The 24,794-nt window shown below is 64.6% G+C and carries 28 protein-coding genes and 3 pseudogenes; 17 read left to right on the forward strand and 14 right to left on the reverse strand.

Annotated elements, in window-relative coordinates:
- Positions 1–10: 10 nt before the first annotated feature.
- The 6 genes and pseudogenes from J0X25_RS38735 to J0X25_RS38760 form a co-directional block, all read right to left on the reverse strand.
- Complete coding sequence (locus J0X25_RS38735; protein ID WP_226777082.1) at positions 11–1,144, reverse strand: aminotransferase class V-fold PLP-dependent enzyme; 1,134 nt, start codon at positions 1,142–1,144, stop codon at positions 11–13.
- Positions 1,145–1,244: 100 nt separating this feature from the next.
- Positions 1,245–1,874, reverse strand: a complete 630-nt coding sequence (locus J0X25_RS38740) for a class I SAM-dependent methyltransferase (protein WP_226777083.1) — start codon at positions 1,872–1,874, stop codon at positions 1,245–1,247.
- Between the two features lie 5 nt (positions 1,875–1,879).
- Positions 1,880–2,092 (reverse strand): YgaP family membrane protein, encoded by a 213-nt coding sequence (locus J0X25_RS38745; RefSeq protein ID WP_226777085.1) that lies wholly within the window; start codon positions 2,090–2,092, stop codon positions 1,880–1,882.
- A 25-nt stretch (positions 2,093–2,117) separates the two neighbouring features.
- Positions 2,118–3,422, reverse strand: a complete 1,305-nt coding sequence (locus tag J0X25_RS38750) for a M20 family metallopeptidase (RefSeq protein WP_226777310.1) — start codon at positions 3,420–3,422, stop codon at positions 2,118–2,120.
- Positions 3,423–3,438: 16 nt separating this feature from the next.
- Positions 3,439–3,786, reverse strand: a pseudogene (locus J0X25_RS38755) (FAD-dependent oxidoreductase); the annotation flags it as partial.
- A 280-nt stretch (positions 3,787–4,066) separates the two neighbouring features.
- Complete coding sequence (locus J0X25_RS38760) at positions 4,067–4,324, reverse strand: hypothetical protein (protein ID WP_226777087.1); 258 nt, start codon at positions 4,322–4,324, stop codon at positions 4,067–4,069.
- A 477-nt stretch (positions 4,325–4,801) separates the two neighbouring features.
- Between J0X25_RS38760 and J0X25_RS38765 the strand changes: the two genes are divergently transcribed.
- The 6 genes from J0X25_RS38765 to J0X25_RS38790 all read left to right on the forward strand — a co-directional run bounded on the left by J0X25_RS38765 (position 4,802) and on the right by J0X25_RS38790 (position 12,147).
- On the forward strand, positions 4,802–5,392 hold the full coding sequence (locus J0X25_RS38765) for an AsnC family transcriptional regulator (protein WP_226777089.1): 591 nt from the start codon (positions 4,802–4,804) through the stop codon (positions 5,390–5,392).
- Between the two features lie 81 nt (positions 5,393–5,473).
- Complete coding sequence (locus J0X25_RS38770) at positions 5,474–6,199, forward strand: DUF7546 family protein (RefSeq protein ID WP_226777091.1); 726 nt, start codon at positions 5,474–5,476, stop codon at positions 6,197–6,199.
- Between the two features lie 166 nt (positions 6,200–6,365).
- Complete coding sequence (locus J0X25_RS38775; RefSeq protein ID WP_226777093.1) at positions 6,366–8,990, forward strand: heavy metal translocating P-type ATPase; 2,625 nt, start codon at positions 6,366–6,368, stop codon at positions 8,988–8,990.
- A 473-nt stretch (positions 8,991–9,463) separates the two neighbouring features.
- Complete coding sequence (locus J0X25_RS38780) at positions 9,464–9,904, forward strand: DUF302 domain-containing protein (protein ID WP_226777095.1); 441 nt, start codon at positions 9,464–9,466, stop codon at positions 9,902–9,904.
- A 1-nt stretch (position 9,905) separates the two neighbouring features.
- Positions 9,906–10,466, forward strand: a complete 561-nt coding sequence (locus J0X25_RS38785; protein WP_226777096.1) for a class I SAM-dependent methyltransferase — start codon at positions 9,906–9,908, stop codon at positions 10,464–10,466.
- Between the two features lie 127 nt (positions 10,467–10,593).
- On the forward strand, positions 10,594–12,147 hold the full coding sequence (locus J0X25_RS38790; protein ID WP_226777098.1) for a multicopper oxidase family protein: 1,554 nt from the start codon (positions 10,594–10,596) through the stop codon (positions 12,145–12,147).
- 38 nt (positions 12,148–12,185) lie between these two features.
- Here J0X25_RS38790 and J0X25_RS38795 read toward each other — a convergent pair whose 3' ends face one another.
- The gene (locus J0X25_RS38795; RefSeq protein ID WP_226777100.1) at positions 12,186–12,911 is read right to left on the reverse strand and encodes a DsbA family protein; all 726 of its coding nucleotides are present in this window, start codon (positions 12,909–12,911) and stop codon (positions 12,186–12,188) included.
- Between the two features lie 110 nt (positions 12,912–13,021).
- Here J0X25_RS38795 and J0X25_RS38800 point away from each other — a divergent pair, with 110 nt between their 5' ends.
- The 6 genes from J0X25_RS38800 to J0X25_RS38825 all read left to right on the forward strand — a co-directional run bounded on the left by J0X25_RS38800 (position 13,022) and on the right by J0X25_RS38825 (position 16,182).
- On the forward strand, positions 13,022–13,570 hold the full coding sequence (locus J0X25_RS38800; RefSeq protein WP_226777101.1) for a hypothetical protein: 549 nt from the start codon (positions 13,022–13,024) through the stop codon (positions 13,568–13,570).
- Positions 13,567–14,061 (forward strand): hypothetical protein, encoded by a 495-nt coding sequence (locus J0X25_RS38805; RefSeq protein ID WP_226777103.1) that lies wholly within the window; start codon positions 13,567–13,569, stop codon positions 14,059–14,061. Before J0X25_RS38800 ends, J0X25_RS38805 begins: the two co-directional genes overlap by 4 nt.
- 94 nt (positions 14,062–14,155) lie before the next feature.
- Positions 14,156–14,617 (forward strand): response regulator, encoded by a 462-nt coding sequence (locus J0X25_RS38810; RefSeq protein WP_226777105.1) that lies wholly within the window; start codon positions 14,156–14,158, stop codon positions 14,615–14,617.
- Positions 14,618–14,713: 96 nt separating this feature from the next.
- On the forward strand, positions 14,714–15,076 hold the full coding sequence (locus J0X25_RS38815; protein ID WP_226777107.1) for a winged helix-turn-helix domain-containing protein: 363 nt from the start codon (positions 14,714–14,716) through the stop codon (positions 15,074–15,076).
- A complete protein-coding gene (locus J0X25_RS38820; protein WP_226777109.1) occupies positions 15,076–15,339 on the forward strand; it encodes a DUF7521 family protein in 264 nt (87 codons plus the stop codon). The genes J0X25_RS38815 and J0X25_RS38820 overlap by 1 nt, the downstream gene beginning before the upstream one ends.
- Before the next feature lie 114 nt (positions 15,340–15,453).
- Positions 15,454–16,182 carry an SCO family protein gene (locus tag J0X25_RS38825; protein WP_226777111.1) on the forward strand — a complete coding sequence of 243 codons (729 nt, stop codon included), beginning with the start codon at positions 15,454–15,456 and terminating at the stop codon, positions 16,180–16,182.
- Between the two features lie 5 nt (positions 16,183–16,187).
- Here the strand turns inward: J0X25_RS38825 and J0X25_RS38830 are convergent, their stop codons facing one another.
- Positions 16,188–17,111, reverse strand: a complete 924-nt coding sequence (locus J0X25_RS38830) for a sulfite exporter TauE/SafE family protein (RefSeq protein ID WP_226777113.1) — start codon at positions 17,109–17,111, stop codon at positions 16,188–16,190.
- A 337-nt stretch (positions 17,112–17,448) separates the two neighbouring features.
- Here J0X25_RS38830 and J0X25_RS38835 point away from each other — a divergent pair, with 337 nt between their 5' ends.
- Entirely contained in the window at positions 17,449–17,820 is a 372-nt protein-coding gene (locus J0X25_RS38835) for a thioredoxin family protein (protein WP_226777115.1), read from the forward strand.
- 38 nt (positions 17,821–17,858) lie between these two features.
- Here the strand turns inward: J0X25_RS38835 and J0X25_RS38840 are convergent.
- The 5 genes and pseudogenes from J0X25_RS38840 to J0X25_RS38860 form a co-directional block, all read right to left on the reverse strand.
- A pseudogene (locus J0X25_RS38840) lies at positions 17,859–18,461 on the reverse strand (carbamoyltransferase C-terminal domain-containing protein); the annotation flags it as partial.
- A 219-nt stretch (positions 18,462–18,680) separates the two neighbouring features.
- Positions 18,681–19,811: an MBL fold metallo-hydrolase gene (locus J0X25_RS38845; RefSeq protein ID WP_226777116.1), complete on the reverse strand. Its 1,131-nt coding sequence runs from the start codon at positions 19,809–19,811 to the stop codon at positions 18,681–18,683.
- Positions 19,812–19,989: 178 nt separating this feature from the next.
- Positions 19,990–20,394, reverse strand: a complete 405-nt coding sequence (locus J0X25_RS38850; RefSeq protein WP_226777118.1) for a helix-turn-helix domain-containing protein — start codon at positions 20,392–20,394, stop codon at positions 19,990–19,992.
- A 104-nt stretch (positions 20,395–20,498) separates the two neighbouring features.
- The gene (locus J0X25_RS38855) at positions 20,499–21,536 is read right to left on the reverse strand and encodes a sulfite exporter TauE/SafE family protein (RefSeq protein ID WP_226777119.1); all 1,038 of its coding nucleotides are present in this window, start codon (positions 21,534–21,536) and stop codon (positions 20,499–20,501) included.
- Positions 21,536–21,682 carry a DUF7512 family protein gene (locus tag J0X25_RS38860; RefSeq protein ID WP_425600942.1) on the reverse strand — a complete coding sequence of 49 codons (147 nt, stop codon included), beginning with the start codon at positions 21,680–21,682 and terminating at the stop codon, positions 21,536–21,538. Before J0X25_RS38860 ends, J0X25_RS38855 begins: the two co-directional genes overlap by 1 nt.
- Positions 21,683–22,046: 364 nt before the next feature.
- Here J0X25_RS38860 and J0X25_RS38865 point away from each other — a divergent pair, with 364 nt between their 5' ends.
- Positions 22,047–22,892 (forward strand): universal stress protein, encoded by an 846-nt coding sequence (locus J0X25_RS38865; RefSeq protein WP_226777120.1) that lies wholly within the window; start codon positions 22,047–22,049, stop codon positions 22,890–22,892.
- A gap of 230 nt (positions 22,893–23,122) precedes the next feature.
- Entirely contained in the window at positions 23,123–23,479 is a 357-nt protein-coding gene (locus J0X25_RS38870) for an SHOCT domain-containing protein (protein WP_226777122.1), read from the forward strand.
- Here J0X25_RS38870 and J0X25_RS38875 read toward each other — a convergent pair.
- A pseudogene (locus tag J0X25_RS38875) lies at positions 23,467–23,678 on the reverse strand (PAS domain-containing protein); the annotation flags it as partial. The gene J0X25_RS38870 and the pseudogene J0X25_RS38875 overlap by 13 nt on opposite strands.
- A gap of 193 nt (positions 23,679–23,871) precedes the next feature.
- Here J0X25_RS38875 and J0X25_RS38880 point away from each other — a divergent pair.
- Positions 23,872–24,225, forward strand: coding sequence for a four-helix bundle copper-binding protein (locus J0X25_RS38880; protein WP_226777124.1), 354 nt, complete (start codon positions 23,872–23,874; stop codon positions 24,223–24,225).
- A 154-nt stretch (positions 24,226–24,379) separates the two neighbouring features.
- On the forward strand, positions 24,380–24,703 hold the full coding sequence (locus J0X25_RS39950) for a hypothetical protein (protein ID WP_345778483.1): 324 nt from the start codon (positions 24,380–24,382) through the stop codon (positions 24,701–24,703).
- The last annotated feature ends 91 nt before the right edge of the window (positions 24,704–24,794 follow it).

The following is a 24,794-nucleotide window of genomic DNA, read 5'->3' on the forward strand; positions in this document are numbered from 1 at the left end:
CGCTTTCGTGCTACCACTCGCGCTCCAGTCCCCCGAGCAGTCGGTCGACGTCCCCGGGAGTGTTGACCGCGTGGACGGACGCCCGAATCGCGTTCGGCGACGGCAGGGCCCGGACGACGATCCCGTCGGCGGTCAGCCGTTCGACCGTCGCCTCCGGATCGTCGACGTCGATCGTCACGAGTCCCGATTCCGGTGGCGACGGACTGAGTAGCCGGTCGTCGGGGACGCCGTCGGCCAGCCGGCCAGCGAGACGGTGGACACGGTCTTCGATCCGGTCGATCCCAACTTCGTCGATCACGTCGATTGCTTCCCGAAGCGCAACGTGGGGTGCCGGGTTCGCTGACCCGACTTCGAACCGACGTGCGCCGGCCGCGTACTCGTAGGGATCGGCGGACGGCGTCTCGACGCTTCGATAGCCGACCGTCCGCGGCTCGAGGCCTTCGGCGACGTCGCGGTCGACGTAGAGAAAGCCGCCGCCCCATAACCCCAGCAGCCACTTGTGCCCCGCGGCGGCGACCGCGTCGGCGCTCCACTCCCGGACGTCCATCGGCAGCTGTCCAGGGACCTGGACGGCGTCGACGAGCGCGAGCGCGCCGGCGTCGTGGGCGATATCGACCAGTTCCGCCACCGGCAGCCGCGTCCCGTGGGTCCACGTGACCGCGCTGAAGCAGGCGACTCTGGCATCCGCGACGGCCTCGGCGAAGCGCTCGAGATCGACGCGACCAGCTTCGGTCTCGACGACTCGGACCTCGACACCTTCTCGCTCGAGGCGTTGCCACGGGAGGATTCCGGCGGGGTGCTCGATGTCCGTCCGGACCACGACGTCGCCGGGCTGCCAGTCGATCGCGTTGGCGACGGCGTTGATCCCGGCCGTCGTGCTTTCGGTGAGCGCTATCTCGTCCGTGTCGGAGCCGACGAACGACGCGACTCGCTCTCGAGTGCGGTCGAAGGCTCGAAACGCCGTCTCGTAGGGGTGGTCGCCGACCGGCGACTCGTACTCGTGCTCGCGGACGAACTCGTCGGCGGCATCGACGACGTATTTCGGACTTGGACCGTGAGCGCCGAAGTTGAGATAGGTTCCCTCCTGCAGGGCGGGGATATCCGCCCTGAGTTCGGTTGGCGTCATCGTCGTGCTCGGCTGCATACCTCTCCCTACGGAACCAGACGGTAATAATCTTGGGTGTACTATGAAATACTGACCGAACGCCCGAACTCGCATTTCTCCCTCGGGCGACGGATAACAGTCACCGGTCGCCGGCCGTCGATTCACTCGTCGTCCGTTCGAACAGCAGCCCGTAATGATAGGGCGGAAGTTCGATCCGCTCCTCGAGGGAAAACGTCTCGCACTCTAGCACGGCGGCCGCTGCGTCGTCGGGCGACAACCGCAGGTCGGTCGGCGGCCCCCGCGGCTCGCCCGCGACGGTGGTCGTCTCGCGCGGCCGATCGTGCCAGTTAACGACGACGAACCGCCCGCCCGGTCGGAGTGATTCTGCTGCCTCCTCGACGAACGCCCGTTTGTCATCGACGCCGTGGAACGTATTCGCGACCAAGACGACGTCGACTCGTTCCGGGAGCAATTGAGACAGCCGTCGCGCGTCGCCGTGAATGGGGACGACGTTCTCGATCTCTTGTCGCTCGGCGAGGCGCGTACACTCCTCGAGTAGGGATTCCTCGAGGTCGAGCGCGTAGACCGGGTTGGGATCCGTGATCCGGGCCGCGGGGAGCGCGAAGTAGCCGTTCCCGCAGGCGACCTCCGCGACCGTCCGACCGGGGGTGACCCCCAGGCGGCGGAGCGTCGCCGCCGGTGTCGGCCACAGTCTTCCCCACCAGTCCCAATCGGGTTGTCCCGTGTTCTGGAATCGTTCTGCATCCATGTTGGTTATGCGGCAGTATCGACTCCCAGAATTCGGTACAGGAGGCAGGTTCGAGTCAGCGCCGTCCCGAGGAGGATGCCCCCGATCAACAGCGCGGCGGTACTCGCCGTCGTCTCGAACTCGAGCGCGTCGCTGAGCGCTGCGATGCCGACGGCAGCCAGTCCCGCACCACCGACCGCGCGGACGATCCGATCTGTCCACCCAATATTGTGCTTCATACCCACAAATAAGAACGACCGTGAGTTAAGCGTTTCCCGAATCCCACGTTGAGTCGCGGGGATCGGACGGGTCCGTCCCGTCGACTGCGGACGCCCACACTTCGGGTAGGCGCGCGTACACCGTCGCGTTCCCGACGAGCGCGTCGACGGTCGTGTACTCGTCGACCGCGTGGACGGTATCCGTCCCGAGCGCGAACTCCACCGTCGGAACGCCGGCGTTGCGAAGTCTCTTGGCGTCGCCACCGCCGGTCGCGCTCCGGCGGTACACACGCTCGCCGGTTATTGCTTCGGCGCTCGAGACGACGGTCTCGACGAGCGGACTGTCGATCGGTTCGGCGGTACCGACACTCCAGGAGACGTCGGCGACCGTGATTCCCTCGCAGTCGGCGACGCACTCCCGAATCTCCGAGAGGAGATCAGGTGTCCGCACGCCCGCGGTCAGTCGGATGTCGATCTCCGCGCGGGCCGCCCGCGGAACGCTATTGATCGCGTCCCCGCCCTCGAGGATGCCGAGGTTGATCGTCGGCGTCTCGAACAGTTCGCGGGCGGTCTCGGCGCCCATCATCGGCTCGTAGAACGCGATCGATTCGTCGACGATCGGCTCGAGTGTCGGTTCGAGTTCGAGCCGCCGCGTACCGAACCGTTCCCGTAGCGTCGCGACCGCGTCGTAGAGCCGGTCGATCGCGTTTTCGCCCAGTACCGGCCGCGAGCCGTGTGCACCCTCGCCGGTCGCCTCGAGCGTCAGCCAGATGCTGCCCCGATCGGCGACCGTTACGGAGTGGCGGTCGCTCTCGCAGGTCGGCTCGCCGATGACGCAGGCGTCGGCGTCGAGCTGGTCGGCCTCGAGCAACGCGGGGAGCCCTGCGTCGCCGCCGACCTCCTCGTCGCTGACGAACGCGAACGCGAGGTCGACGGGCGGTTCGGTGTCGGTCTCGGCGAACGCGCGGATTGCGAACAGCATCGCGGCGATCGCACCTTTCATGTCTGTCGCGCCGCGCCCGTAGACTCGGTCGTCGACGCGCTCGCCGAGCGGATCGTACGACCATGCGTCGGCGTCGAAGGGTACCGTATCGAGGTGACCGTTGTACAGTAGCGTTCGATTGCTCGTGCCCGGCAGCGTCACGAGCAGGTTCGGCTTCGCCGGATCGACCGCGAACCGCTCGACGTCGACCGGCAGCGGCGACAGGTACTCCTCGAGCAGCGAGATGATCTCGCGCGTGTCGCCGGGCGGATTCGTCGTGTCGACTGCCAGCAGATCGAGCGCGAGGTCGATCAAGTCCGCGCGGTGGTCGGCGACGTAGGCTTCGAACTCGCCGGAGTCGTCGGTCATCGTCGTCATCGGCTCGTCACTCGAGTTTCCCGTTGAGAACCTTCGCCGCCGTGAGGATCGGATCCCAGACGGGGCTGAAGGGCGGCGCGTACGCCAGGTCCGCGTTCTGCAGTTCGGAGAGGGCCATTCCGCTCGTCAGCGCCGTCGCGACCGTGTCGATGCGCTTCGCACCCTCGCGGCCGACGACGGTGCCGCCGAGCAGCCTGCCGCTCTCGCGGTCGGCGACCAGCGTGACGGTGAGTTCCGCGCCGTCGGGGGAGTAGTGAGCGCGGGTCGACGCCGCAATCGTCACGGAAACGGGATCGGATCCAGCCTCGCGGGCCTGATCTTCGTCGACGATCCCTGTCCGGGCGGCCCCGAGGTCGTCCAGTTCGTCGATCTCTCCCTTCACGTAGTAGGGCACCCCGCAGGCGGCATACGATACCCACTCGCCCTTCTCGAAGACGATTACCTCTCGTTCGAGATCGTCGCGTTTCGCCTTGCTCCCGGCGCTCATCCCCGCTGCGTCACCGCCGCCGACGACGAACGTCTCGGTCATACGAGAGGATTGGAACGGCGACGACTAAAGTATTCTTAGGAACCCCCAATACTATACAATTTCTGGGCAGGTGGTTCGGCGCGTCGTCCTTCGTCGAGTCGACGGGTCACTCGAGGTCCGCGTTCGGAGACCGCCGCGTCTCCCGATTCGCATCGGGGGAGGAACACGAACAATCCGACCGAAGCCGGAACAGGAGTCCGACGACGCCGAGCACCGCGAAAATCACTACGCCCTGTGCGATCCCGGCCGTCAGCCCGACGGTCGTTCCGCCGGTCACGGCGGCGGTCCCGGGGCCGATACAACAGAGGCTCGCGAGCCCTGCCAGCCCGAGCAACGATCGGCGAGAGGGGTCGTCCGAACTCATGGCCGACAGTCCGACAGCGAGACGGATATGTATTCGGACGATTTTCCGGGTCAGCGATTGGTCTCGAGACACCCTCGAGCGTTCGTCCTCGCGACCGACACGCCGGAACTCGACGCGACGAAACGGGACCGGTCGCGGTAGTCCGGCGAACCTCGCTTTCGGAACGGGCATTATTCGACAACGAGGGTGAAAGTCACGATCAGTACAGGCGGAGAAGTGTGCGCTCACCGCGAGCGAACGGAGTGAGCGAGCGGGCCGACGACCGACCCGTAGGGGAGGGAGGAGTGCTTTTCATCGAAGTTTTGCCGAGGGCGCGCCTCCGGCGCGCCCGCAGCGCAAAAGTTCGGTTCGCATCTATAGGTGTCGAATCGCCTGACTCAGTTCCGTGCCACTATCCACTAGTAGCTATTCTCCGATCTCACTTTGGATTCTAAACCGAAACCGGAGATCTATCCCGAGTCAAAACGTACGCCACCCATGCGAGACCTCGACGAGACCGATATGGAGATCTTGCGACTGCTGGGTGAGGACGCCAGACGACCGTTCAGCGACATCGCCGAGCAGGTCGGTCTCTCCGGGCCGGCCGTCTCGGACCGCGTCGAGCGATTGCAGGAGGCGGGCGTCATCGATCGCTTTACCGTCGACGTGGATCGCTCGCAACTCCGGGCCGGCGTTCCGGTGTTCGTTCAGGTATGGGGAGTGATCGACGCCGTCGACGATCTCAGTGACCGGATCGGCGACGCCGAGGCGGTCGAACACGTGTTCGTGACCGCGGACGGCGAGATCTGGTTTTCCGCCCGCGCACGGGTCCGGAACGTTCGTCGGTGGCTCGACGGACTGTTCGCGGGCGTCGACGGGGTCGACTACTCGGTGACGTTGATCGACGACGTCGAGTGGCGACCCTCGCTCGACGGAACCGAGTTCGCGCTCATCTGCGCCGAATGCGGCAACACCGTCGATACCGAGGGAGAGTCGACGAACATCGACGCCCAGCTGTATCACTTCTGCTGTCCGTCGTGTCGGACCCGATTCGAGGACCGCTACGACCGCCTCGAGGAGGGCACATAGTTCGTCGGCCGGAATACCGGCACCCCCGCGGGCGGCGTTCGGATCGGTTTCTTTTTGCGGTTCTGTGTCTCACACGCAATCGTGCGATCGACAGAGCCGAAATCCGCGGCGAAATCGACGATCGATAGCGACGATCTCGAGTGGTTCGTGGCGGCGAGCACGCAGTTGAACCTGCTGTTCGCGATTCAGGTGATCGCCGGACTCGCGTTCGCGTACGCTACCGGTGAGGCGGGACAACGGATTACTCACTTTCTCATCCCGTTTATCTGGAGTACCGCCTCCGTCTGGGTCGTCTGGCACACCCGGCCCGATTCGCCGCGGCCTCGCGTCCGGATTCTCGCTGCTGCCGTCGCTGTGGCGTATCTGCTGGCGCTGTTCTATCTCTCGGGCTTACTCCAGTCGAGTTCCCCGCTCATCGGGCAGTTGATCAGCTCGAACGCGATCGGCGTTACGTGGGGGCGATCGCTGGGATGGAGCCCAGTGCTGGTGTACGCCGGTGACTGGATCGCGTTGACGCTCGTTCCGTACCAGACGCTCGGGCTGGTCGCGTTAGCCTATCTCGTCTACGATGCGCTCCTCGAACTTGCGCGGTCGGCGATCGGGGGCGTCATCGGGCTCGCCGCGTGTCCCGCCTGTGTCGGACCGATGTTCGCCCCGCTGCTCGCGGGCGGCGCCAGCAGTTCCTCGGTGGTCTTGGTAGCGGGACGGTGGGGATACGAAATCGCGACGGTTCTGTTCCTCGTCGCGATTTCGATCCTCTACCACCGACGGCGTCTCCGGCGTCTCTACGCGACCGTCCGGAACTGAGCGGGCGGTCCTCCGCTTCGCCGTCGAACCGGTCGAAGTTCGAGGGGTATATCGATCGCTACAGAACTGGACGTCGAACCCACTTATCTTTCCAAAGGTGGAGAGGTGGCTCACCTTGAATATCTACTGAAAACCGTGGTAAAGGACGATCCCCTATGAAACGATAATGAGTCAGCGAACCACTCGCCTCGAGATCCAGGGGATGAGCTGCGCGAACTGTTCGCAGTCGATCACCGACGCCCTGGAGGCGCTCGACGGGGTCTCGGAGGCCAACGTCAACTTCGCCACCGACGAGGGCTCCGTCGAGTACGATCCGGGGGAAGTATCACTCCGGGAGATATACGACGCGATCGACGAGGCCGGCTACCACGCCGAGTCCGCCACCGCGTCGATCGGCATCGCGGACATGACGTGTGCGAACTGCGCCGACACCAACGAGGAGGCCCTCGAGCTGGTGCCAGGCGTCATCGACGCGGAGGCGAACTACGCGACCGACGAGGCCCAGGTCGAGTTCAACCCCGCTGACGTCTCGCGGTCGGAACTCTACGACACGGTCGAGGAGGCCGGCTACACGCCGATCCGCGACGATGACGGCGCCGCGGAGTCGGACCAGGAACGGCGCGACGCAGCCCGCCAGGAGGAGATCGGCAAACAGCTCCGCCTGACCCTCTTCGGAGCGGCGCTGTCGGCACCGTTCCTGTTCTTCCTGGCCGATCGGTTCCTGCTGGGGGGGACCGTCTTTCCCGATACCGTCTTCGGCCTCGAGTTCGAGTGGGTCGGCTTCCTGCTCGCGACGCCGGTCCAGCTCGTCCTCGGCAAACCGTTCTACGAGAACTCCTACAAGGCGATCGCGAAGAACGGCCGGGCGAACATGGACGTGCTCATCGCACTGGGCTCGTCGACGGCGTACGTCTACAGCCTCGCCGTCCTGCTCGGGCTGGTCGCCGGACAGACGTACTTCGACACCGCGGCGCTGATCCTCGTGTTCATCACGCTCGGGAACTACCTCGAGGCCCGGTCGAAGGGGCAGGCCGGCGACGCCCTCCGAAAGCTCCTCGAGATGGAGGCCGAGACGGCTACCGTCGTCGACGAGGACGGGACCGAACGGGAGGTCCCGCTCGAGGACGTCGACGTCGGCGACCGGATGAAGGTTCGACCCGGCGAGAAGATCCCGACCGACGCGGTCGTCGTGGACGGCCAGTCGGCCGTCGACGAGTCGATGGTCACCGGCGAGTCCGTCCCCGTCGAGAAGGAGTCCGGTGACGAGGTGGTCGGCTCGACGATCAACGAGAACGGCGTGTTGACCGTCGAGGCGACGAAGGTCGGCTCGAACACGGCGCTTCAGCAGATCGTCCAGACGGTCAAGGAGGCCCAGTCCCGTCAGCCGGAGATTCAGAACCTCGCCGACCGGATCTCGGCGTACTTCGTCCCCGCGGTCATCGCCAACGCCCTGTTCTGGGGCACCGTCTGGTTCCTCTTCCCCGAGGCGCTGGCCGGCTTCGTCGACTGGCTCCCGTTGTGGGGACAGGTCGCCGGCGGGCCGGCTCCGGCAGGCGGCTCCGTCTCGGTCTTCGAGTTCGCGATCGTCGTGTTCGCGTCGGCGGTGCTGATCGCCTGTCCCTGCGCGCTCGGACTGGCGACGCCCGCGGCGACGATGGTCGGAACGGCCATCGGAGCGCAGAACGGCGTCTTGTTCAAGGGCGGTGACGTCCTAGAGCGCGCGAAGGACGTCGACACGGTCGTCTTCGACAAGACCGGGACGCTCACCGAGGGCGAGATGGAGCTGACCGACGTCGTCGCCGTCGACGCGGACGACCGGCCGGTCCCCGACGGCGGAGCGGCAGCGGCCGACAGCGACTCCCCCGCCACACGCGACCGGCTCACCGAGGACGACGTGCTCCGACTCGCTGCAGCGGCAGAGAGCGGTAGCGAACACCCGCTCGCTCGAGCCGTCGTCGAGGGCGCCGAGGAACGCGGCCTCGACGTCGACGATCCGGACGACTTCGAGAACGTGCCGGGACACGGGGTCCGCGCCACCGTCGACGGCGACGAGGTGCTCGTCGGGAACCGCAAACTGCTGCGGGACAACGGAATCGACCCCGCGCCCGCCGCGGAGACGATGGAGCGCCTCGAGAACGAGGGGAAGACGGCGATGCTCGTCGCTCGCGTGCCCGCCGGCACGGACGACGGCGACCTCCTCGGCGTCATCGCGGACGCCGACACCATCAAGGAGAGCGCCGAGGAGGCGATCACCGCGCTCCGCGAGCGGGACCTCGACGTGATGATGATCACCGGCGACAACGAGCGGACGGCCCGCGCCGTCGCCGAACGAGTCGGCATCGATCCGGAAAACGTTCGCGCCGAGGTCCTCCCCGAGGATAAGTCAGCGGCAGTCGAGGCGATTCAGGCCGAGGGTCGCGAGGCGATGATGGTCGGCGACGGCGTCAACGACGCGCCCGCGCTGGCCGTCGCGCACGTCGGCACGGCGATCGGCAGCGGAACCGACGTCGCCATCGAGGCGGCCGACGTGACGCTGATGCGCGACGACCCGGTCGACGTCGTGAAGGCGATCCGCATCTCCGACGCCACGCTCCAGAAGATCAAGCAGAACCTCGTCTGGGCGCTCGGCTACAACACGACGCTCATCCCGCTGGCCTCGCTCGGGCTGCTCCAACCGGTGTTGGCCGCCGCGGCGATGGCGTTCTCGAGCGTCTCCGTGCTGTCGAACAGCCTGCTGTTCCGCCGGTACAAACCCGATCACGACTACGAACTGTTCGGGTTCCTGCGCTGAACGGCCGCAATCCGTTCGGCGACTCGGCCGCCGGCGACCGACCGTGACAGAACGGCCGGTCGCCCCGCTCAACCCCGTTTCCAGTCGACGTTCACGAGCGGCTCACGGGCGCTTTCGGAAGCTCTCTGTCGAGCGTCGGTTTCGGCTTCGAATCTCGGTCGTATTCGGCCACCGCGGTTCGCTTTCGGTTGCCTGCGAAGCGATCTTTGTCATCACAGTTGTGCTTATAATTGTGAGTGAAAAACAATATCTTACGGAAACGGGCGCACTGGTATCGAGCGGAGCGATCGGTGCTTCGGAGACCGGTCGCACACACCAGAACGACGATTCCTCCTGTCGAGCGGCTCCCGCGCGTCCGGCCGGTTTCGAGCGATCCATCGCTGCGACTCGTCAATGACCCGTGCCCCACCACCGCGAGGTGTCGGCACCAAAATCCGGAAGCACTTTTCGTGGTGGGCCCAATACTATACACGATGTCGCTACCTATCGACCCCGCCCAGATCGATCCCGACGAGATCGGTGCGAAACAGACGACCCTCGAGATGGACCACGAAGAGGCGATCGAGCACGTCCGCGAGGTGTTCACCGACGCGGGGTTCGGCGTCCCCGTCGAATTCTCGCCGTCGGAACTGCTCAACGAGAAGGTCGACGCCGACCGCGATCCCTACTACGTCCTCGGGGCGTGTAACCCCGCGGTGGCCGACCGCGCGCTCGAGGTTAGCGACGGGAAACTCGGCGCGCTGTTCCCGTGCAACGTCGTCATCTGGGAGGAGGAACCCGGCCAGCAGCGTGTCTACCACGTTTCGATCATGCGCATCGCGCGACTCGTCGGAATGGCACCCGACGACGACGAGATGGCGGAGATCGTCGCCGAGACGGGCGAACTCGTCGATACCGCCTTCGAGGAGCTGTAACATGGGATACCACACGTTCGACGCCGAGCGAGCGGACAAGTTAGAGGAGGCCGAGTGGCGATACCGGTTCGTCTCGGCCGAGGAGCTGCTGTGGGGATTGTCACCCTCACCGGACGACACCGTCGCCGACCTCGGTAGCGGGACCGGCTTCTTCACCGACGACGTCGCGCCCCACGCCGGCGAGGTATACGCAGTCGACGTGCAGGAGGAGATGCACGAGTACTACCGGAAGAAGGGCGTCCCGGAGAACGTCGACCTCGTGACCAGCGACGTGAGTGACCTGCCGTTCGACGACGGCGACGTCGACGCCGCGTTCTCGACGATGACCTACCACGAGTTCGCGAGCGACGAGGCGATCGCCGAGATCCGGCGGGTCCTCGCTCCGGACGGCCGGCTCGTGATCGTCGACTGGGCGGCCACCGGAACCGGCGAGAACGGTCCGCCGGTCGACGAGCGATACGGCGCTGACGAGGCGGCGGATGCCCTCCGCGACGCCGGGTTCGCGATCGAACACGAGGCGGTCCGCCCGGAGACCTTTCTGCTGATCGCGACGCTCGAGTGAGAACGCAAGCGATCCGCTTGGGAGCGGCTCCCGGACGGTCCCGAGGTCACGTTTGGCAGACGCGGACCGAGACCGATATGCGCTGGCATGCCCCTCATTTTTCATCGCGGTCGTGGACGGTTCTGTGATGGACGACAACGATCGAACCGTTCCACGACGGCAGGCGTTGCGTATCGGCGGCGTGACGCTGTTCGGGACCGCGGGACTCACGAGCGGAATTGGATCGGCCGCACTCGAGCGGACCGCACAGGAAAACGAGGACGACGAGGCCAGAGACGACGGCGGCGGACTCGAAGAAACGCTGGTCGCCTCGAGCGGAGAAGTCGACGTCGGAGCGGACGAGAGCACCGAGACGTGGCTGTACGAGGAGCAGTTTCCCGGACCGGAACTCCGCGTGAGCGAGGGAGAGACGCTCCGCGTTTCGCTCGAGAACGGATTGCCCGAGGGGACGACGATTCACTGGCATGGCGTTCCCGTTCCGAACCCGATGGACGGCGTTCCGGACGTCACGCAGGACCCCGTCTCGTCGGACGGGACGTTCGAGTACGAGTACGAGGCGTCACCGGCGGGCACGTACGTCTACCACAGCCACGTCGGGCTGCAACTCGACAGGGGCCTCTACGGGCCGTTGATCGTCGAGGAGGAGTCACCGCACGTCGAGTACGACCGCGAGTACACGCTACAGTTCGACGATTACCTCGCGGAGGCGCCGGCGCTGGACTCGATCGAAGCCCCGCCGGGCGGCGGTGACGGAATGGGGCCTGGCGGCGGACCGGAGAGAGATGGCGACGGCATGGGTCCCGGTGGCGGACCTGGCGGAGACGGCAATGGAATGGGACCCGATGGCGGACCTGGCGGAGACGGCGACGGCATGGGCCCGGGTAGTCAGATGATGGGTCAGCGACCGCCGTACGAGGGACTGCTCGTTAACGGTCGCCTCCCCTCGGATCCGCCTGTCTTTGAGGTCGAAGAAGGCGAGCGCGTCCGACTGCGATTTATTAATCCGAGCAGCGCAACGACCTATCGCGTCGGCGTCGGCGGCCACTCGTTGACCGTCACGCACGCCGACGGCCGACCGGTCGAACCCGTCGAAGTGGACTCGTTCGTGATGAGTATGGGCGAGCGCTACGACGCGATCCTCGAGGCCGACTCGCCCGGCGAGTGGGCCGTCGTCGCCGAACCCGTCGTCGGCGAGGAGGACCCCGCGGAGGCGAGACTCCGGTACGGTGACGCGTCCGAGAACGGATCCGCTGAAGGGCCGGGGTTCGACGGGCGGGAACTCGAGTACGGCGACCTCGAGGCGCTCGAGCCGCTGGAACTCGACGGGGAGCCGGACCGGACGTTCGACCTCACCCTGTCGGGCGGGATGATGGGCGGCGCCGACGCTGACGCGTGGACCATCGACGGCGAGGTGTACCCGGACGCCGACCCGTTCGAGATCAGCGAGGGCGACCACGTCCGCGTGCGGATGGTGAACCGCAGTCCGGCGATCCATCCGATGCACCTCCACGGCCACTTCTTTCAGGTCGGCGACGCGGTCAAGGACACCGTCCTCGTCGCGCCTCACGGCGATCAGGTGACGTTCGACTTCCGCGCGGACAACCCCGGCGACTGGCTGTTCCACTGTCACAACGTCTATCACCTCGAGCGGGGGATGGCTCGCGTGTTCGAGTACGACTGAGCGGCGGCACCACCGCGCTCGGTAACACAGTCACCCGATCACGCGTCCTCGATCCGGTCGATCGCCTCGTCGAACCGCTCGATCGGCTGTGCGCCGACGAGCGATCCGGCGGCCTCGGAGTCCCGATTGAAGACGACGAACGTCGGCGTGCCCGACACGCCGTTCTCGGTCGCCCGGTCCGCGTCGGTCTCGACCGCATCCTCGAGTTCCGGCCGTCGGTCCTCGAGACACGACTCGAGGGCGTCCGCGTCGACGGCGTCGACCGAACGGGTGTACTCGAGGAGGTTCTCGGCCGACGCCCAGCCCGAATTCTTCTCGCCCTGTTCGTCGAACACCGCGGTGTGCCAGTCCCAGTAGGCGGACGAGTCGTCGTCGCGGACCTGCTCCCAGACGCACTTGCTCGCCACCGCGGCGGTCATCGAGTCCGCGCCGAAGTACGGCAGCGTGATCAATACGACGCGAACGTCGCCCGGTTCGACGTAGTTTCGGACCAGATCGGGGAACGTCTCCCGTTCGAACCGCTCGCAGAACGGGCACTGGAAGTCCGTCCAGTAGTAGATCTCGAGCGGCGCTTCGGGCGAACCCACGATCGGCTTTCCGGCGAGGTCGACGCCGAACGCGGTCGTCTCGTCGCTCGAGTGAAGCGAGGGGGAGATGTCGTGTGCGGTCTCGTCGGATCGCGTGAGAAGGTACGCGCCGCCGGCGCCGACCGTTACGACTGAGCCGGCGAGGAAGGCGCGACGGGATGACTGATCGATCGACATCGGGTGTCTCTTCGAACGTTTCCGACCCGCGTCCGTAACGGAATCGCCGATTTGCTGACCCAGCAAATCGGAGTCGGAGCTTTCCGTCCGTCCGCCGTCCGATCGCGTAAATGACTCGACGCGACGCGGTCGGGGCCCACCTCGCGAATCTCTCCGCGGCGGTATCGTATCCGTTCGAGACGTGGCGGGGGACGATCGCACTGGTCCTCGTGGCGTTCGCCACCTACGTCCTCATGATCCTGAGTACGATGCCGGAGTTCTCGCTCCAGATGCTCGGAGACGGGCTCCACTGGTTCGAGTACGTCGTCGTCTCGCTCACGGAGACGGTGTACCGCACCGACGGCTGGACCGGACTCGCGGTCGTCGTCCTCTACGCTTTCCTCTCCGGTATCGCCGTCGTCAACGTCGCCGCGCAGCTACGACTCGTTGGCCTCTCGAGTCTCACCGACCTCTCCGGCGTCGTTCCCGGTCTCCTCGCGTCGGGCTGTGCGAGCTGCGGTGCCGGTCTCCTCGGCTTCCTGGGATTCGCCGGCGGGCTCGCGGCGCTTCCGTACGACGGCGCGTCGCTTCGCGTCGGCGGTCTCCTGCTGTTGCTGTTCTTCCTCGGACGGGCGGGCCACCCCGAACGGTGTGCAGTCACGTCGGGGGTGACGAAATGACGGATCACGGCTTCGTCCGGTCGATCCGTTCGGACCGCCGAGCGATGCTGTTGGGAGCGGCCGCCGGAAGCGGCGTGTTCCTGCTGTTCGGACTCGTCACCGGGCTCGTCCCGAACCCGCTCTACGTCCGGATGGTCCCGCGGACTCCCGTCGACTACCTGTTCCTGGCGCTGACCGCGCTGCTGGCGGGCGTCTACGTCGCCCAGCGGCTGGCGACCGAAGTAGTCGATTCCGACTTCGAAGACGCCGACGGGAGCGGTATCGACGTCTCGGGGGGCGAGGACCGCTGGATGATCGGCGGTCTCGTCGGCGGATTCCTGGCGGTCGGCTGCCCGGTCTGTAACGTCGCCCTGCTCGCACTGTTCGGCTCGTCCGCGCTCATGACGTACTTCGATCCGTTACGACCGGCCCTCGGTGCGCTCTCCGTGCTGATTCTGGCGGGACTGATCTACGTTCGCCATAGCCGCTCGTGCCCGACGTGCGCACCATGACGGGTCCCACTTTAGGTTCCTATCGAAACGATAAATCTATTGCGGGGTTTATCCATATCACCACAATACTCTTGCGATCCACCGTAGCAAGCCAATGATCAACCGACCACCTATCGAAGTGCTCGTCATCGATCCGAACGGCGAGGACGTTCAGCTTTTTCTCGAGACGCTCGAGGACGTGACGAGCGCAAACGCCGTTTCGACCGCTTCCAGCGGCGCCGAAGCCCTCGAGATCGTTCGGCAGCGTACCTCGGATCCCGACCGGTCCCGTCCGAACCTCGTGGTGCTCGATATCGACCTCCCGAAGATGGACTGGCGAACGCTTCTCGAGACGTTCGATGCCGACCCCGAGTGGACGGGCGTCCCCGTCGTCGTCTTCACTGCAGTAGACCAGCGGAAATCCATCGCCCAATCGTACGCGAATCACGCGAACGCGTACGTTCGGAAGCCGGCCGACCGGGACGGGTTCGTCGACGTCGTCCGCACGCTCGGGGAATTCTGGTTCGACGTCGTCTGGCTACCGCCGAGAGACGAACGGAACGGCGAACGCCACTAATATGGATGGCCCACGAGAGGGGGACAAGACAGTAACGGTGGTTTGCTAGACTGGCAAATCGTGGCCTATTTGTCGCCCAACGACGGGGTTCATTGTGTGCAACACGGAGGCTCCTCGAACTCGGCGGAAATCTTCCAGATCCTCGCCGACGAGTACGCGCGGAAGATCCTTCTCGCCGCGGATCGAGACGGGCCAAAGACCGCGAAAACCCTCAGCGAGGAGTGTGACGCCTCGCTCACGACGATCTATCGCCGCGTTTCGACGCTGCAGGAACACGGTCTCATCGAGGAACGCCGAACCGTCGACTCGGACGGCTCCCACCGGAGCGAGTTCCAGACGGCGCTCGAGGAGCTTCACGTCGACGTCACCGACGGACAACTCTCGCTGACGATGGAGACCCGCGACGAACTCGCGGACAACTTCACGGCGCTCTGGAGCGGGCTCCGGGGTGACGAGTGATGGAAGTGTCCTTCCTGCTCGCCAAACTGATCACGCTCGTTCTGAGTCTCGTCGTCGCGTATCTGGCGTACCACGGCTATCGACGGAGCGGACAGACGCCGATGCTGTACGTCTCGGGCGGGTTCGTCTTCATCGGCGCCGGCGCGATCTGCGAGGGACTCATCTACCACGTGTTCGGAACGACCATCGCGTCCGCCGCGCTCGTGCAGGCGGCCATCGTCTCGAGCGGAATGGTGCTCGTCCTCATTTCGCTGACGAAGTGATCCCAGCGCGCTCGCGGTAGTCACCACAGTCGACGTTCTCCCTCGCCACTATCACTTTTTCCGACTCGGGGAATCGCCGTACAGGGTTTACGATCCCCACCGAAAGGTCGACCTATGAATCGGCGTCTCTATCTCCGATCGATCGCCGCGTCGAGCGTCGTCGCCGCCGCGGGATGTCTGAATTCGCTATCGAGCGGGAACGATCACCGGACGGATCGAGGCAGCGGTACCGAACGGGACCGCGCCGACGGCGCGGTCCTCGAGCCGCCGAAACGGGATCTGAGCGAGGCGTCCCATCCGAGTTACGGCGACGACTTCCCGGCGGTCGAACTTCCCGATCCGCTGAACGGCGAGACCGTCTCGACCGACCAGTTCGAAGGTGAGCGGACCGTTCTGATGACCTTCTTCTACACGTCGTGTCCCGACGGCGTCTGCCCCGCGCTGTTGCTGCGGTTGCGACGAGTGCAGGCGGTCGCGGCCGAAGGAGGGTACGGCGACGACGCCGCGTTCCTCGCGATGACGTTCGATCCCGAGCGAGACACCGAGGACGCGTTGCGAACGTACGCCGGCGAACGGGGCGTCGATCACGACGCTGGAAACTGGCACTTCCTGCGACCGGAGCGATACGAGACGGCCGAGGAGATCGTCACCGAGCAGTTCGGACTGCCCCTCAAGAAACGCGACGCCAACGAGCACGAGGACCTCGAGTACGTGTTTCCCCATTACGGCTACATCTTCCTCGTCAACGAGCGCGGGCTAGTCGAACGCGTCTACCCCGACGGAGCGACCGTCGCGACGGCGCGGCTGGTCGAAGACTTCGAAACGGTGGTAGCGGGCACCTGAAGCGGCTAGAAGAACAGCGCCGGGACGGTGTTCCGGAAGATGTTGAGCGAGATGACGAACAGGAGTCCGACGACGAACCAGTTGAACGTCCGCTCGTCGAACTCGAGACGTCGGAGGTACGTGCCCAGCAGCAGGCCGACGATCGTGACCACCGCGATGACCGAGCCGAGCCAGAGTCGGTAGGTCGTCAGCAGGTCGGTGAACAGCGCCATCTGCACGATTCGAACCGTGAAGATCGTCCCGAGAACCATCGACAGGCCGCCGATGTATCGCTCGGTGTCCCGTTCGAAGGTGTGGAAGTATGCCGGGAGCAGCGGCCCGAGGTTCGCGAAGGCGAGCAGGAAGCCCTGGGATAACCCGGCGGCGCCGAGGGCGAACGGGTGGTGTGCTTCCTCGACCGTGACGAAGTTCTGTACGGTCTGGAAGGCCACGTAGCCGAGGAGGACGAGGCCGATCACGAACGCGACGATCGGGCCGGCGCTGAACGACGCCAGCGCGGCGACGCCGATGACGGTCCCGACGACGGCGAGCAACAGGAGCGACCACTCCTCGCGAACGAACGCCCGTCCCGTCCCGGTTTCGGCGATCTGGAACATGTTGAGCATCCACGGCGGGATCGCCAGGACGACGACGGCGACGGTCGGATCGATCACCGACGCGACGATCGGCGTCATGATGAGCGAGTAGCCGAAGCCGGTCATTCCCTTGACGGCGCCGGCGACGACCGCGATCAGGACGATTCCGGCGAGCAACCCGCCCGAGAGATCGGACTGGACGCCGTCCCCGACGTTCTCGAACCCGGGGAAGAAGACGATCGAGGCGGCGAGGACGGCCACCGTCGCGCCGACCATCGTCACTTCTCGGTATCGGAACTCGAGGAGGTTGGTGAGGAACTGTTCGACGTCGACTCTGGATTCGGGGGCACTCATGGTAGTTCGAAGGCAGATAGAGACGGCACGAAGCCGTCGTTTTCAGGAGATCGTCGGGCCGAACGTATTCTACTGTTCGATACGGCGAGATTTATCGCGGTTCGAGTTGACGGTAGCCCAGTAACGTAGCGCATCGAGCCTGCTCAGGAGCGTTCGCGGGGTTCTTTCGGAAAAACTCCCACGTCATAGATAGAAGTGATATTTACTGCTACCTCCACAAATCGGCGGTACGTAACCGTTGATCGCCCTCCAGCTGTGGATCGATCTACCGAGAGTGGGTGTGGTATTGTGTGGATTATGCAAAACAATGAAATGCCTTCAGACCCTACCGACAGTGATGACCGAAACGACACCCTCGGAGCCGACCGACGACGGCCATACGACCCAAAAACCCGTTCAGTTGAACGACAGTGCCGACTACGACGAACTGCTCGCGACACACGATCTCGTCCTGCTCGAGTTCGTCACGTCCGGCTGTGGCATCTGCGGGTCGATGGAGCCGGTACTCGGCGGCGTCGCGCGCAGCGCGCCCGGCGCCGTGGCGACGGTGAACGCCGGTCTCGTCCCTGACCTCGCCGCCGAGTTCGACGTCCGGAGCGTCCCGACACACGTCGTCCTAAGAGACGGCGAGGAGGTCGCCCGCTTCGATGACGGCTTCCAGTCCGCCGAAACGCTCGTGGACGCGCTCGAGACGCACGCGGCGCGCTGAGTTCGCGTCTCGCGATCCGACCCGTAGTGGACCCCGTGCTATTCCGGTCCCGAAATCGCTACGTCGCGCTCTTCGAACGCCAGTTCCGAATCGCGATCGGTCTTCGTCGCTCCCTTTTCGAGCACGAGGTCCTCGAGGACGAGCACGTCGAGTCCCATCCCGTAGAAGTCCTTGATCGCCTGCGTCGGCGTCCGGACGATCGGTTCGGCGTGATCGTTGAACGAGGTGTTCAGCACGACGGGAACGCCGGTGAGGTCGGCGAACTCGGAGACGAGTCGGTGGTAGCGCGGGTGCTGGTCCTCGCGGACCGTCTGGGGCCGCGTCGAGTCGTCGGCCGGGTGCAGGACGGCCTCGAGGTCGTCGGTCTTCGCGGGGTCGACGTCGTAGGCTTCGATCATGAACGGCGCCGGGCCGCCGTCTATCAGGTACTCCTCGGCTGCCGACTCGAGCATCGAGGGCGCGAACGGGCGCCACTCCTCGCGGTGTTTAACGAACCGGTTGACCCGGTCGCGGGACGCGGCAGTCCGGGGATCGGCGAGGATGCTCCTGGCTCCGAGCGCCCGCGGCCCCATCTCCATGCGCCCCTGAAACCAGCCGACGAGGTCGCCGTCGGCGAGTCGTTCGGCGACGTATCGCTCGAGGCGTATTCGCGTTTCCCGTCGAAGCTTCTACGACAGCAGAAATAGGGATAGCAGATCGAACTGGATACCGGTTCGTAAACAGGAAAACTGTTCAGTCGGGGCTGGAACCAATGGGCCGCGCGTTCGTCTTCCAGTTCCCGTTAGCTGACCCGAGCTTTTCTGTCACGACGGCCGTCCAGAGCCTTGGCGGCGTCATGACCGTTTCGACGACTGCCGACGTTAGTTCGCGGCGCAGTTGTTCGGCCCGAGTTCGAGCGCCTCGACGTCGCCGCCGGGCTGCTCTTTCCCCCAGTTGATCTGCTTGATCTCGTTGTAGTTGGCCGGTTCGTCCGCGAGGCTCTCGACGATCGTCTCGACGAACGCCTCCTCGTCGTCGTCCTCGACGTAACTCAGGAGTTCGTTGGTCGTCTCCGCCCGGAGGTCGCCGAGTTCGGTCGCGAGCGGGCGAATCGATTCGTCGCTGAAGTGACCGGGCAGCACGACGGTATCGCTCTCGAGTTCAGTCAGCCGCTCGAGGCTGTCGAACAGCTGGCTCGCAGCGGTCCGAACGGCCTCCTCCGAGCCGTCCTCGAGGTCGGGGCGGCCGACGCTGCGGAGGAACAACGTATCGCCGGAGAGGAGCGCGTCGCCGAACCGGAACGAGACGCTGCCGGGGGTGTGTCCGGGCGTGTGGCGCACCTCGAGGTCCCGGTCGCCGACGGGAATCGTCTCGCCGTCTGCGAGTTCCGTGATATTCTCGAGCTCGCCGGCGTCGTCCCCGTGGAGGTAGTAGGGGACGTCGAGTTCGCCGGCGAGTCGGCGGGCGCCCGAGACGTGATCCGCGTGGGCGTGGCTGTCCGCGACGCCGACGATCTCGAGACCGCGCTCGTCGGCCGCGTTCAGGTAGCGATCGACGTACTGACTCGGGTCGACGACGACGGCCTCGTCGCCGTCGTGGACGAGGTACGAGACGCAACCCGTGCCGGGTCGGACGACCTGTACGACCCCCTCGACGCCGTCTGCGTCCTCGAGATCGTACTGGCGGTGGACGCGACCCCAGCCGTTCATGCCGCCGTCGATGGATCTCGCGTCGAATCCGTGTTCGCGGAGGAACTCCGCGGCCCGTGCCGACGTGATGCCGGCGACGCAGACGACCGCGATTTCCGCGTCTTTCGGGAGTTCGTCGAGGTGATCCTCGAGCGTGGAGTAGTCGTACTCCAGCAGTTCGTCGTAGATCGGGACGTTCGTGCTCCCGTCGATCCGCCACTCGTCGTAGTCGTCTTCGTTCCTGACGTCGAGGATGAAGAGGTCCTCCCCGTCCTCGTCGATGCGTCGTGCGACCTCCGCCGGATCGAAGTTAGTATTGCCCATCTCACCCAATCATACACGATACTGACCCTTAAGTCCGTTGCCGGGCTGTGCGTCGGTCGATGTCTCCGTCGGAACTGAGGGCTGGACGAAAGAAGAAACGATGAGGCGGGAGCGCCGTCGAACGGCACCCCGTAGCGGAGACTCGAGAGTCGCTCGAGGGTTCCGACAACCGATCCCGTTACTGGGCGGGGACTTCGGTGCCGGCGTCGGCGTGTTCGTACTTGTCCTCGAACTCCTGGATGAGTTGGCCCATCTTCGCGTACCAGTCGTTGAGCATCCGCTGCATATCGTTCGCGATCTGGGTCGGATCCGTCGGGTAGTAGACGTGGTAGTAGCCGCCCTGCTCGTAGTTGATCTGCTCTTTCTGGATGAAGCCGCTCTGGAGCAGTCGCTGGATCGATCGGTACGCGGTCGAGCGCTCGCGGTCGACCTGGTCGGCGACCTCGTCGATCGTCAGCGCTTCCTCGCTCTCGACCATCACGCGGAAACAGTCCTTGTCGAGTTGCTTGAGCCCGTGGATACACTCCAGCAGCCCTTCGCACTCCATGTCCTGCTGTAATTGCTCTGCCATTGAGTTAGCCATTTTACTATCACGTGGTAGGAACCGCGAGGATATAAGGGTTGTGCGAATATTGTGCAATCTCGATGAGCCGCTACGGAGGCTCAGCGGGCGGCGTGGGGGCGGTCTCAGTCCGCTGACGGTGCGGACGCGTTCGCCTGCGCGCGCATCGTCGTGATTGTGCTGACGATCACGGCCCCGCTGACCATGAACGCCGAGAGCAGGATCAGTGCGAAACTGACCGTACTCAGGACCTCCATCCCGAGGTAGTCGCCGGCCTGGCGGAACGCGACGGCGATCGACCCGCCGACCAGCATCAGCCCGAAGTAAATCTTGATGTCGTCCTCGTCGACGATGCCGGTCGCGGCCGAGCCGATCCGGGCGCCCAGTGCACTCCCCGCGAGCAGCGGCGCGACGATCGAGAGGTCGACGCCGCCGTTGAGCCCGTAGGTGAACGCGCCGAATCCGCCCGAGAAGACGATCTCGAAGAGGTCGGTCCCGACCGCGACGGGAACCGGGACGCCGATGAGGTAGACCATCGCGGGCATCTTGATGAAACCGCCGCCGACACCCAAGAAGCCCGACAGCAGGCCCGTGGCGAACGCGACGGCCAGAATCAACCAGAGCGAGACCTGAATCCCGCCGGCAACCGTCATCATCGGCGGGAGACGATAGGACTGAATCCGCTTCGCGATGTCCGGAATCGCGTCCGGATCGATTTCCTCGTCGGACTCGTGGTGGCTGCCACCCGAATCGTCTCCGCCGTCGTTTACGAGCGCATTTCGGGTGACGAACAGCCCGACCGCACCCAACAGGACGACGTACGTGACGCCGATGGCACCGCTGGCGAGTCCCAGTTCTTCGAGGTAGTACACTACTCGACTACCCACCTCGATGCCGCTCGTCGTCCCGACGATCATCAACCCGCCGAGTTTGTAGTCGACCTGGCCGAGGTCGCGGTGTTTCAACGTCGCGATCGTGGCCGTCCCGAACACGAAGGCCATGCCGCTCCCGACGGCGACTCTGGCGGGATACCCCATCACGAGTAACGCCGGCGTGACGAGGAACGAGCCGCCCATACCGAAGAAGCCGAACAACACGCCGACCATGAAGCCGAAGCTCACGAACAGTGCGAGCGTTGTCAATGCGATTCCAAACGGTTCCATTATGCGTGTTTGATCTTCTCGACGATTGGCGTTGCGACTCGCTCGAGTGCGCCGTACCCGACGTAGAGGACGAACGCCTCGAGGAGGACGGCGCCGACGAGGGCGCCTGACTGTACCGCTGACGAAGACGCGGCGAGGTCGATCATCGGGATCGACCACCACCGTTCGGTCGTGTGCATCTCATGGGTTTCTACTCAGTACCGTCTACCCGGAGGACAGCTATAACGCTTTTGGGATTTTTGCACAATATTACTGTAGTCTATCTCACGGCTATCCTACGGAGATATTCGGATAACTTATGAGGATATACGGTTTGGGCGGCGAGCCGCCTTCACAGTTCGCGCGCGGTCGAAGCGACGGCGTCGTGCAGTTCGATCGATCACATCTGTGACGTCATACTGGCTGACGGACGCCGAGAACGGGGTCGCCGACCGCCTCGTCAGCGACCGATCGGTCGACACCGATATTGATAGCCGGAAACAATATCATACCGTCGGCCCTACGAGTAGTATGAAAGCGATCTGTGCGACTGACCTATCCGCCGCCAGCGAGGCGACGATCGAGAGCGAGACCTGCCTCGAGTGTCTCGGACGAATCGGCGTCGAGGAGATCCACCTCGTGACCGTGATTCCGTCGAACGTCCACGCGGGCATGCCCGGGATAGACTTCGAGGGACGACGCGAGCGGGCGCTCGGGCGCTACCGCCGCGTCATCGAAGACGCGGGCTTCGTCGTCGAGGCGCACGTCGTCCGCGGCACGCCCCACCGACGAATCAACGGCGTCGCCGAGGCGGTCGGTGCCAGCCTCACGGTCGTCGGCTCGCGTGGGAAGAGTCCGCTCGAGAACCGCGTTATCGGATCGACTGCACGCAACCTCGCGCGGACGACGGTCGTCCCACTGCTGGTCAACCGGATCGAACGCGGGGCGGACGAGCCGGCCGTCGTCCGCGAACACCTGTTTCGGCGGATGCTGTTCGCGACGGACTTCTCGGAGAACGCTGAACGAGCCTTCGAGGCGTTCTCGTACCTCCGTCACGCGACGCAGGAGGCGACGCTGGTCCACGTTGAAACGCCGAAGGATCCGGCACTTCCAGAGGGCCCCGACCCCGAAGCGCGACTGGCGGAGTTGGCGACCAAGTTCGAGGACTGGGAGATCGAGACGCAAACAGCAGTTCGGCAGGGCGATCCGGCGGACGAGATCCTCGCCGCGGAAGACGAGTACGAACCGACGACGATCCTCGTCGGCTCGCGCGGGCACAGCCGACTCCGCCGACTGTTGCTCGGGAGCGTCTCCGAAGACGTCGTCGCACGGGCGGACGGGAACGTCATGCTGATCCCGCCGGACAGAACGGCCTGATCGACGACTCGAAACGTCGCCTCGCGGGGACCGTCGTAGTACCTCGCCTCGAGAGCGATGTGGAAGACCTCGATCTATCGATCCGCGGTCCGGACTCGTCGAATCCGAGGCTCGAGGACGACCGTCTCGGAGAATCGACAGAGTCTCCTGACGCGGACGGATTGGTGGATCGTTCCCGGTAATCGGTATCCACCATATCGTTCAATACTCCGGCGATCGAATACCAACGTATGGCAACCGACGAGTCACTGATTCGGACGCTGTTAATCGTCATCGCCGCGATCCTGCTCCTTCCGGTGCTCATGATGGCGCTCGCGATGCCCATGATGGGCGTCTGGGGCGGCGGCCACATGTGGGACGGCGGGATGTGGGGCGGCGCCGGCCCCGTGTGGCTGTGGCTGCTCATGTCGATTATTCCGTTGCTGGTAGTTCTCGGCCTCGGATACCTCCTGTACAGCGCGATTCGGCGGTCTAGTAGCCGACGGACGGATCCCGCTATCGAGGAGTTGAGGACCGCCTATGCCCGCGGTGACCTAACGGACGAGGAGTTCGAGGAGCGCCGCGAACGCTTGCGTCGAGAGCGATAGTGGCGGGTCACGGCGTGGATATCGTCGTCGGCGAGAACGAGTGAGATGTGTTCGCCGCCGAGTTCATCACGAGAATACCCGTCGTCTCGACGATCACGTCGTCGATGGTATTGACGAGCGTCCGATATCGGCGCAAGGCAACGTCGTCGTCGACGTCCCCCCAGAATAGTCCGTCGGCAGCGCCCGCTCGAGTACTCATTGTTACCTCGACTGCCTAGAGGATGTCAAAATACTCGTTGCCCGTGGATCACGGCTACTCGCGCTCGAGGTATCTTCTTCTTCTTCCTGTGCCTTCCGGTTCGACCGGAGCTACCGGTCAGTACAGGGTGCTCAGGGAACGGTTGCCAATTCCAGCCCGTGCTTTACGCCGTAGGTTACTGGAACAATGAGTGATGGCGTTAACTCGAATCGACCACGTCGGCGAGAACGACCAGATGGCAGAGTGCATCGACAACTGTTTCGAAGCCGCTCAAGCGTGTGAATGGTGTGCTGATGAATGTGCTGGTGAAGGCGAAGGGATGGCCAAGTGTCTTCGTCTCTGTCGGGATGTCGCCGACCTCACGACGATGCACGCACGCTTCATGGCGCGGAACTCGAACTACAGTCCGCAACTTGCGGAAGCCTGTGCCGGTGCATGCGAAGAGTGTGCGGAGGAGTGCGAACAACATGACGAGGAACACTGTCAGGTCTGTGCTAACGTGCTTCGGGAGTGTGCCGAGTCCTGTCGGGAGATGGTATCGGCGTGAACCGCCTCGGGGTCAAGCCCCGAGGCCCTCGGCCTGCTCAGCCTGTAGAACCTGCGACCAATCCTGTCCGTCCACAACCCCTTCCGTTTTCGCTACTAGCGTATTGTCGGCATCATCTTTAGATACCCCTGTCCGATGCTAGAAATCATACGCCATGGCTCGTGAGACAGCGCCACCCACCCGAGAGGAGATCGAAGAACGCATTCAACAGGTCGGTAGGTACTCCCGCGTAGTCCATATCGGATTGTTCATCATACTAACTGCGTTTCTGTTAGCCGTTGTTGTCGTCCTTCCCGCAAATATCGGTAGTCCAGCACAGGCAATCGAGTCGATACTGATGCCGCTCACGTTTGTCGGACTGGGTACCATCCTGTACGGAATCGGAATGCATCTTCACTTGATGCATTTGAACCTCGTCCGCCAGTTACAGCCTGAGCCGACGGATGATAAACGGTCAGCTCCTGACTCAAATGACTGATTTCGAACGAAACGCGGAATCGGGCGTATCCAGTTCGCGGCCAGTATGATCGTGTCGTTCAGTGAACCCCCGGCCTGGGAATTCACGAACG

The organism is Haloterrigena alkaliphila (genome assembly GCF_017352155.2).
Lineage (GTDB): Archaea > Halobacteriota > Halobacteria > Halobacteriales > Natrialbaceae > Haloterrigena > Haloterrigena alkaliphila.

Coding starts and splice junctions, on each gene's coding strand:
- J0X25_RS38735 (WP_226777082.1), bottom strand. CDS start 1,144: ATGCAGCCGAGCACGACGATGACGCCAACCGAACTCAGGGCGGATATC.
- J0X25_RS38740 (WP_226777083.1), bottom strand. CDS start 1,874: ATGGATGCAGAACGATTCCAGAACACGGGACAACCCGATTGGGACTGG.
- J0X25_RS38745 (WP_226777085.1), bottom strand. CDS start 2,092: ATGAAGCACAATATTGGGTGGACAGATCGGATCGTCCGCGCGGTCGGT.
- J0X25_RS38750 (WP_226777310.1), bottom strand. CDS start 3,422: ATGACCGACGACTCCGGCGAGTTCGAAGCCTACGTCGCCGACCACCGC.
- J0X25_RS38760 (WP_226777087.1), bottom strand. CDS start 4,324: ATGAGTTCGGACGACCCCTCTCGCCGATCGTTGCTCGGGCTGGCAGGG.
- J0X25_RS38765 (WP_226777089.1), top strand. CDS start 4,802: ATGCGAGACCTCGACGAGACCGATATGGAGATCTTGCGACTGCTGGGT.
- J0X25_RS38775 (WP_226777093.1), top strand. CDS start 6,366: ATGAGTCAGCGAACCACTCGCCTCGAGATCCAGGGGATGAGCTGCGCG.
- J0X25_RS38780 (WP_226777095.1), top strand. CDS start 9,464: ATGTCGCTACCTATCGACCCCGCCCAGATCGATCCCGACGAGATCGGT.
- J0X25_RS38785 (WP_226777096.1), top strand. CDS start 9,906: ATGGGATACCACACGTTCGACGCCGAGCGAGCGGACAAGTTAGAGGAG.
- J0X25_RS38790 (WP_226777098.1), top strand. CDS start 10,594: ATGGACGACAACGATCGAACCGTTCCACGACGGCAGGCGTTGCGTATC.
- J0X25_RS38795 (WP_226777100.1), bottom strand. CDS start 12,911: ATGTCGATCGATCAGTCATCCCGTCGCGCCTTCCTCGCCGGCTCAGTC.
- J0X25_RS38800 (WP_226777101.1), top strand. CDS start 13,022: ATGACTCGACGCGACGCGGTCGGGGCCCACCTCGCGAATCTCTCCGCG.
- J0X25_RS38805 (WP_226777103.1), top strand. CDS start 13,567: ATGACGGATCACGGCTTCGTCCGGTCGATCCGTTCGGACCGCCGAGCG.
- J0X25_RS38810 (WP_226777105.1), top strand. CDS start 14,156: ATGATCAACCGACCACCTATCGAAGTGCTCGTCATCGATCCGAACGGC.
- J0X25_RS38820 (WP_226777109.1), top strand. CDS start 15,076: ATGGAAGTGTCCTTCCTGCTCGCCAAACTGATCACGCTCGTTCTGAGT.
- J0X25_RS38825 (WP_226777111.1), top strand. CDS start 15,454: ATGAATCGGCGTCTCTATCTCCGATCGATCGCCGCGTCGAGCGTCGTC.
- J0X25_RS38830 (WP_226777113.1), bottom strand. CDS start 17,111: ATGAGTGCCCCCGAATCCAGAGTCGACGTCGAACAGTTCCTCACCAAC.
- J0X25_RS38835 (WP_226777115.1), top strand. CDS start 17,449: ATGACCGAAACGACACCCTCGGAGCCGACCGACGACGGCCATACGACC.
- J0X25_RS38845 (WP_226777116.1), bottom strand. CDS start 19,811: ATGGGCAATACTAACTTCGATCCGGCGGAGGTCGCACGACGCATCGAC.
- J0X25_RS38850 (WP_226777118.1), bottom strand. CDS start 20,394: ATGGCTAACTCAATGGCAGAGCAATTACAGCAGGACATGGAGTGCGAA.
- J0X25_RS38855 (WP_226777119.1), bottom strand. CDS start 21,536: ATGGAACCGTTTGGAATCGCATTGACAACGCTCGCACTGTTCGTGAGC.
- J0X25_RS38860 (WP_425600942.1), bottom strand. CDS start 21,682: ATGATCGACCTCGCCGCGTCTTCGTCAGCGGTACAGTCAGGCGCCCTC.
- J0X25_RS38865 (WP_226777120.1), top strand. CDS start 22,047: ATGAAAGCGATCTGTGCGACTGACCTATCCGCCGCCAGCGAGGCGACG.
- J0X25_RS38870 (WP_226777122.1), top strand. CDS start 23,123: ATGGCAACCGACGAGTCACTGATTCGGACGCTGTTAATCGTCATCGCC.
- J0X25_RS38880 (WP_226777124.1), top strand. CDS start 23,872: ATGGCGTTAACTCGAATCGACCACGTCGGCGAGAACGACCAGATGGCA.
- J0X25_RS39950 (WP_345778483.1), top strand. CDS start 24,380: ATGGCTCGTGAGACAGCGCCACCCACCCGAGAGGAGATCGAAGAACGC.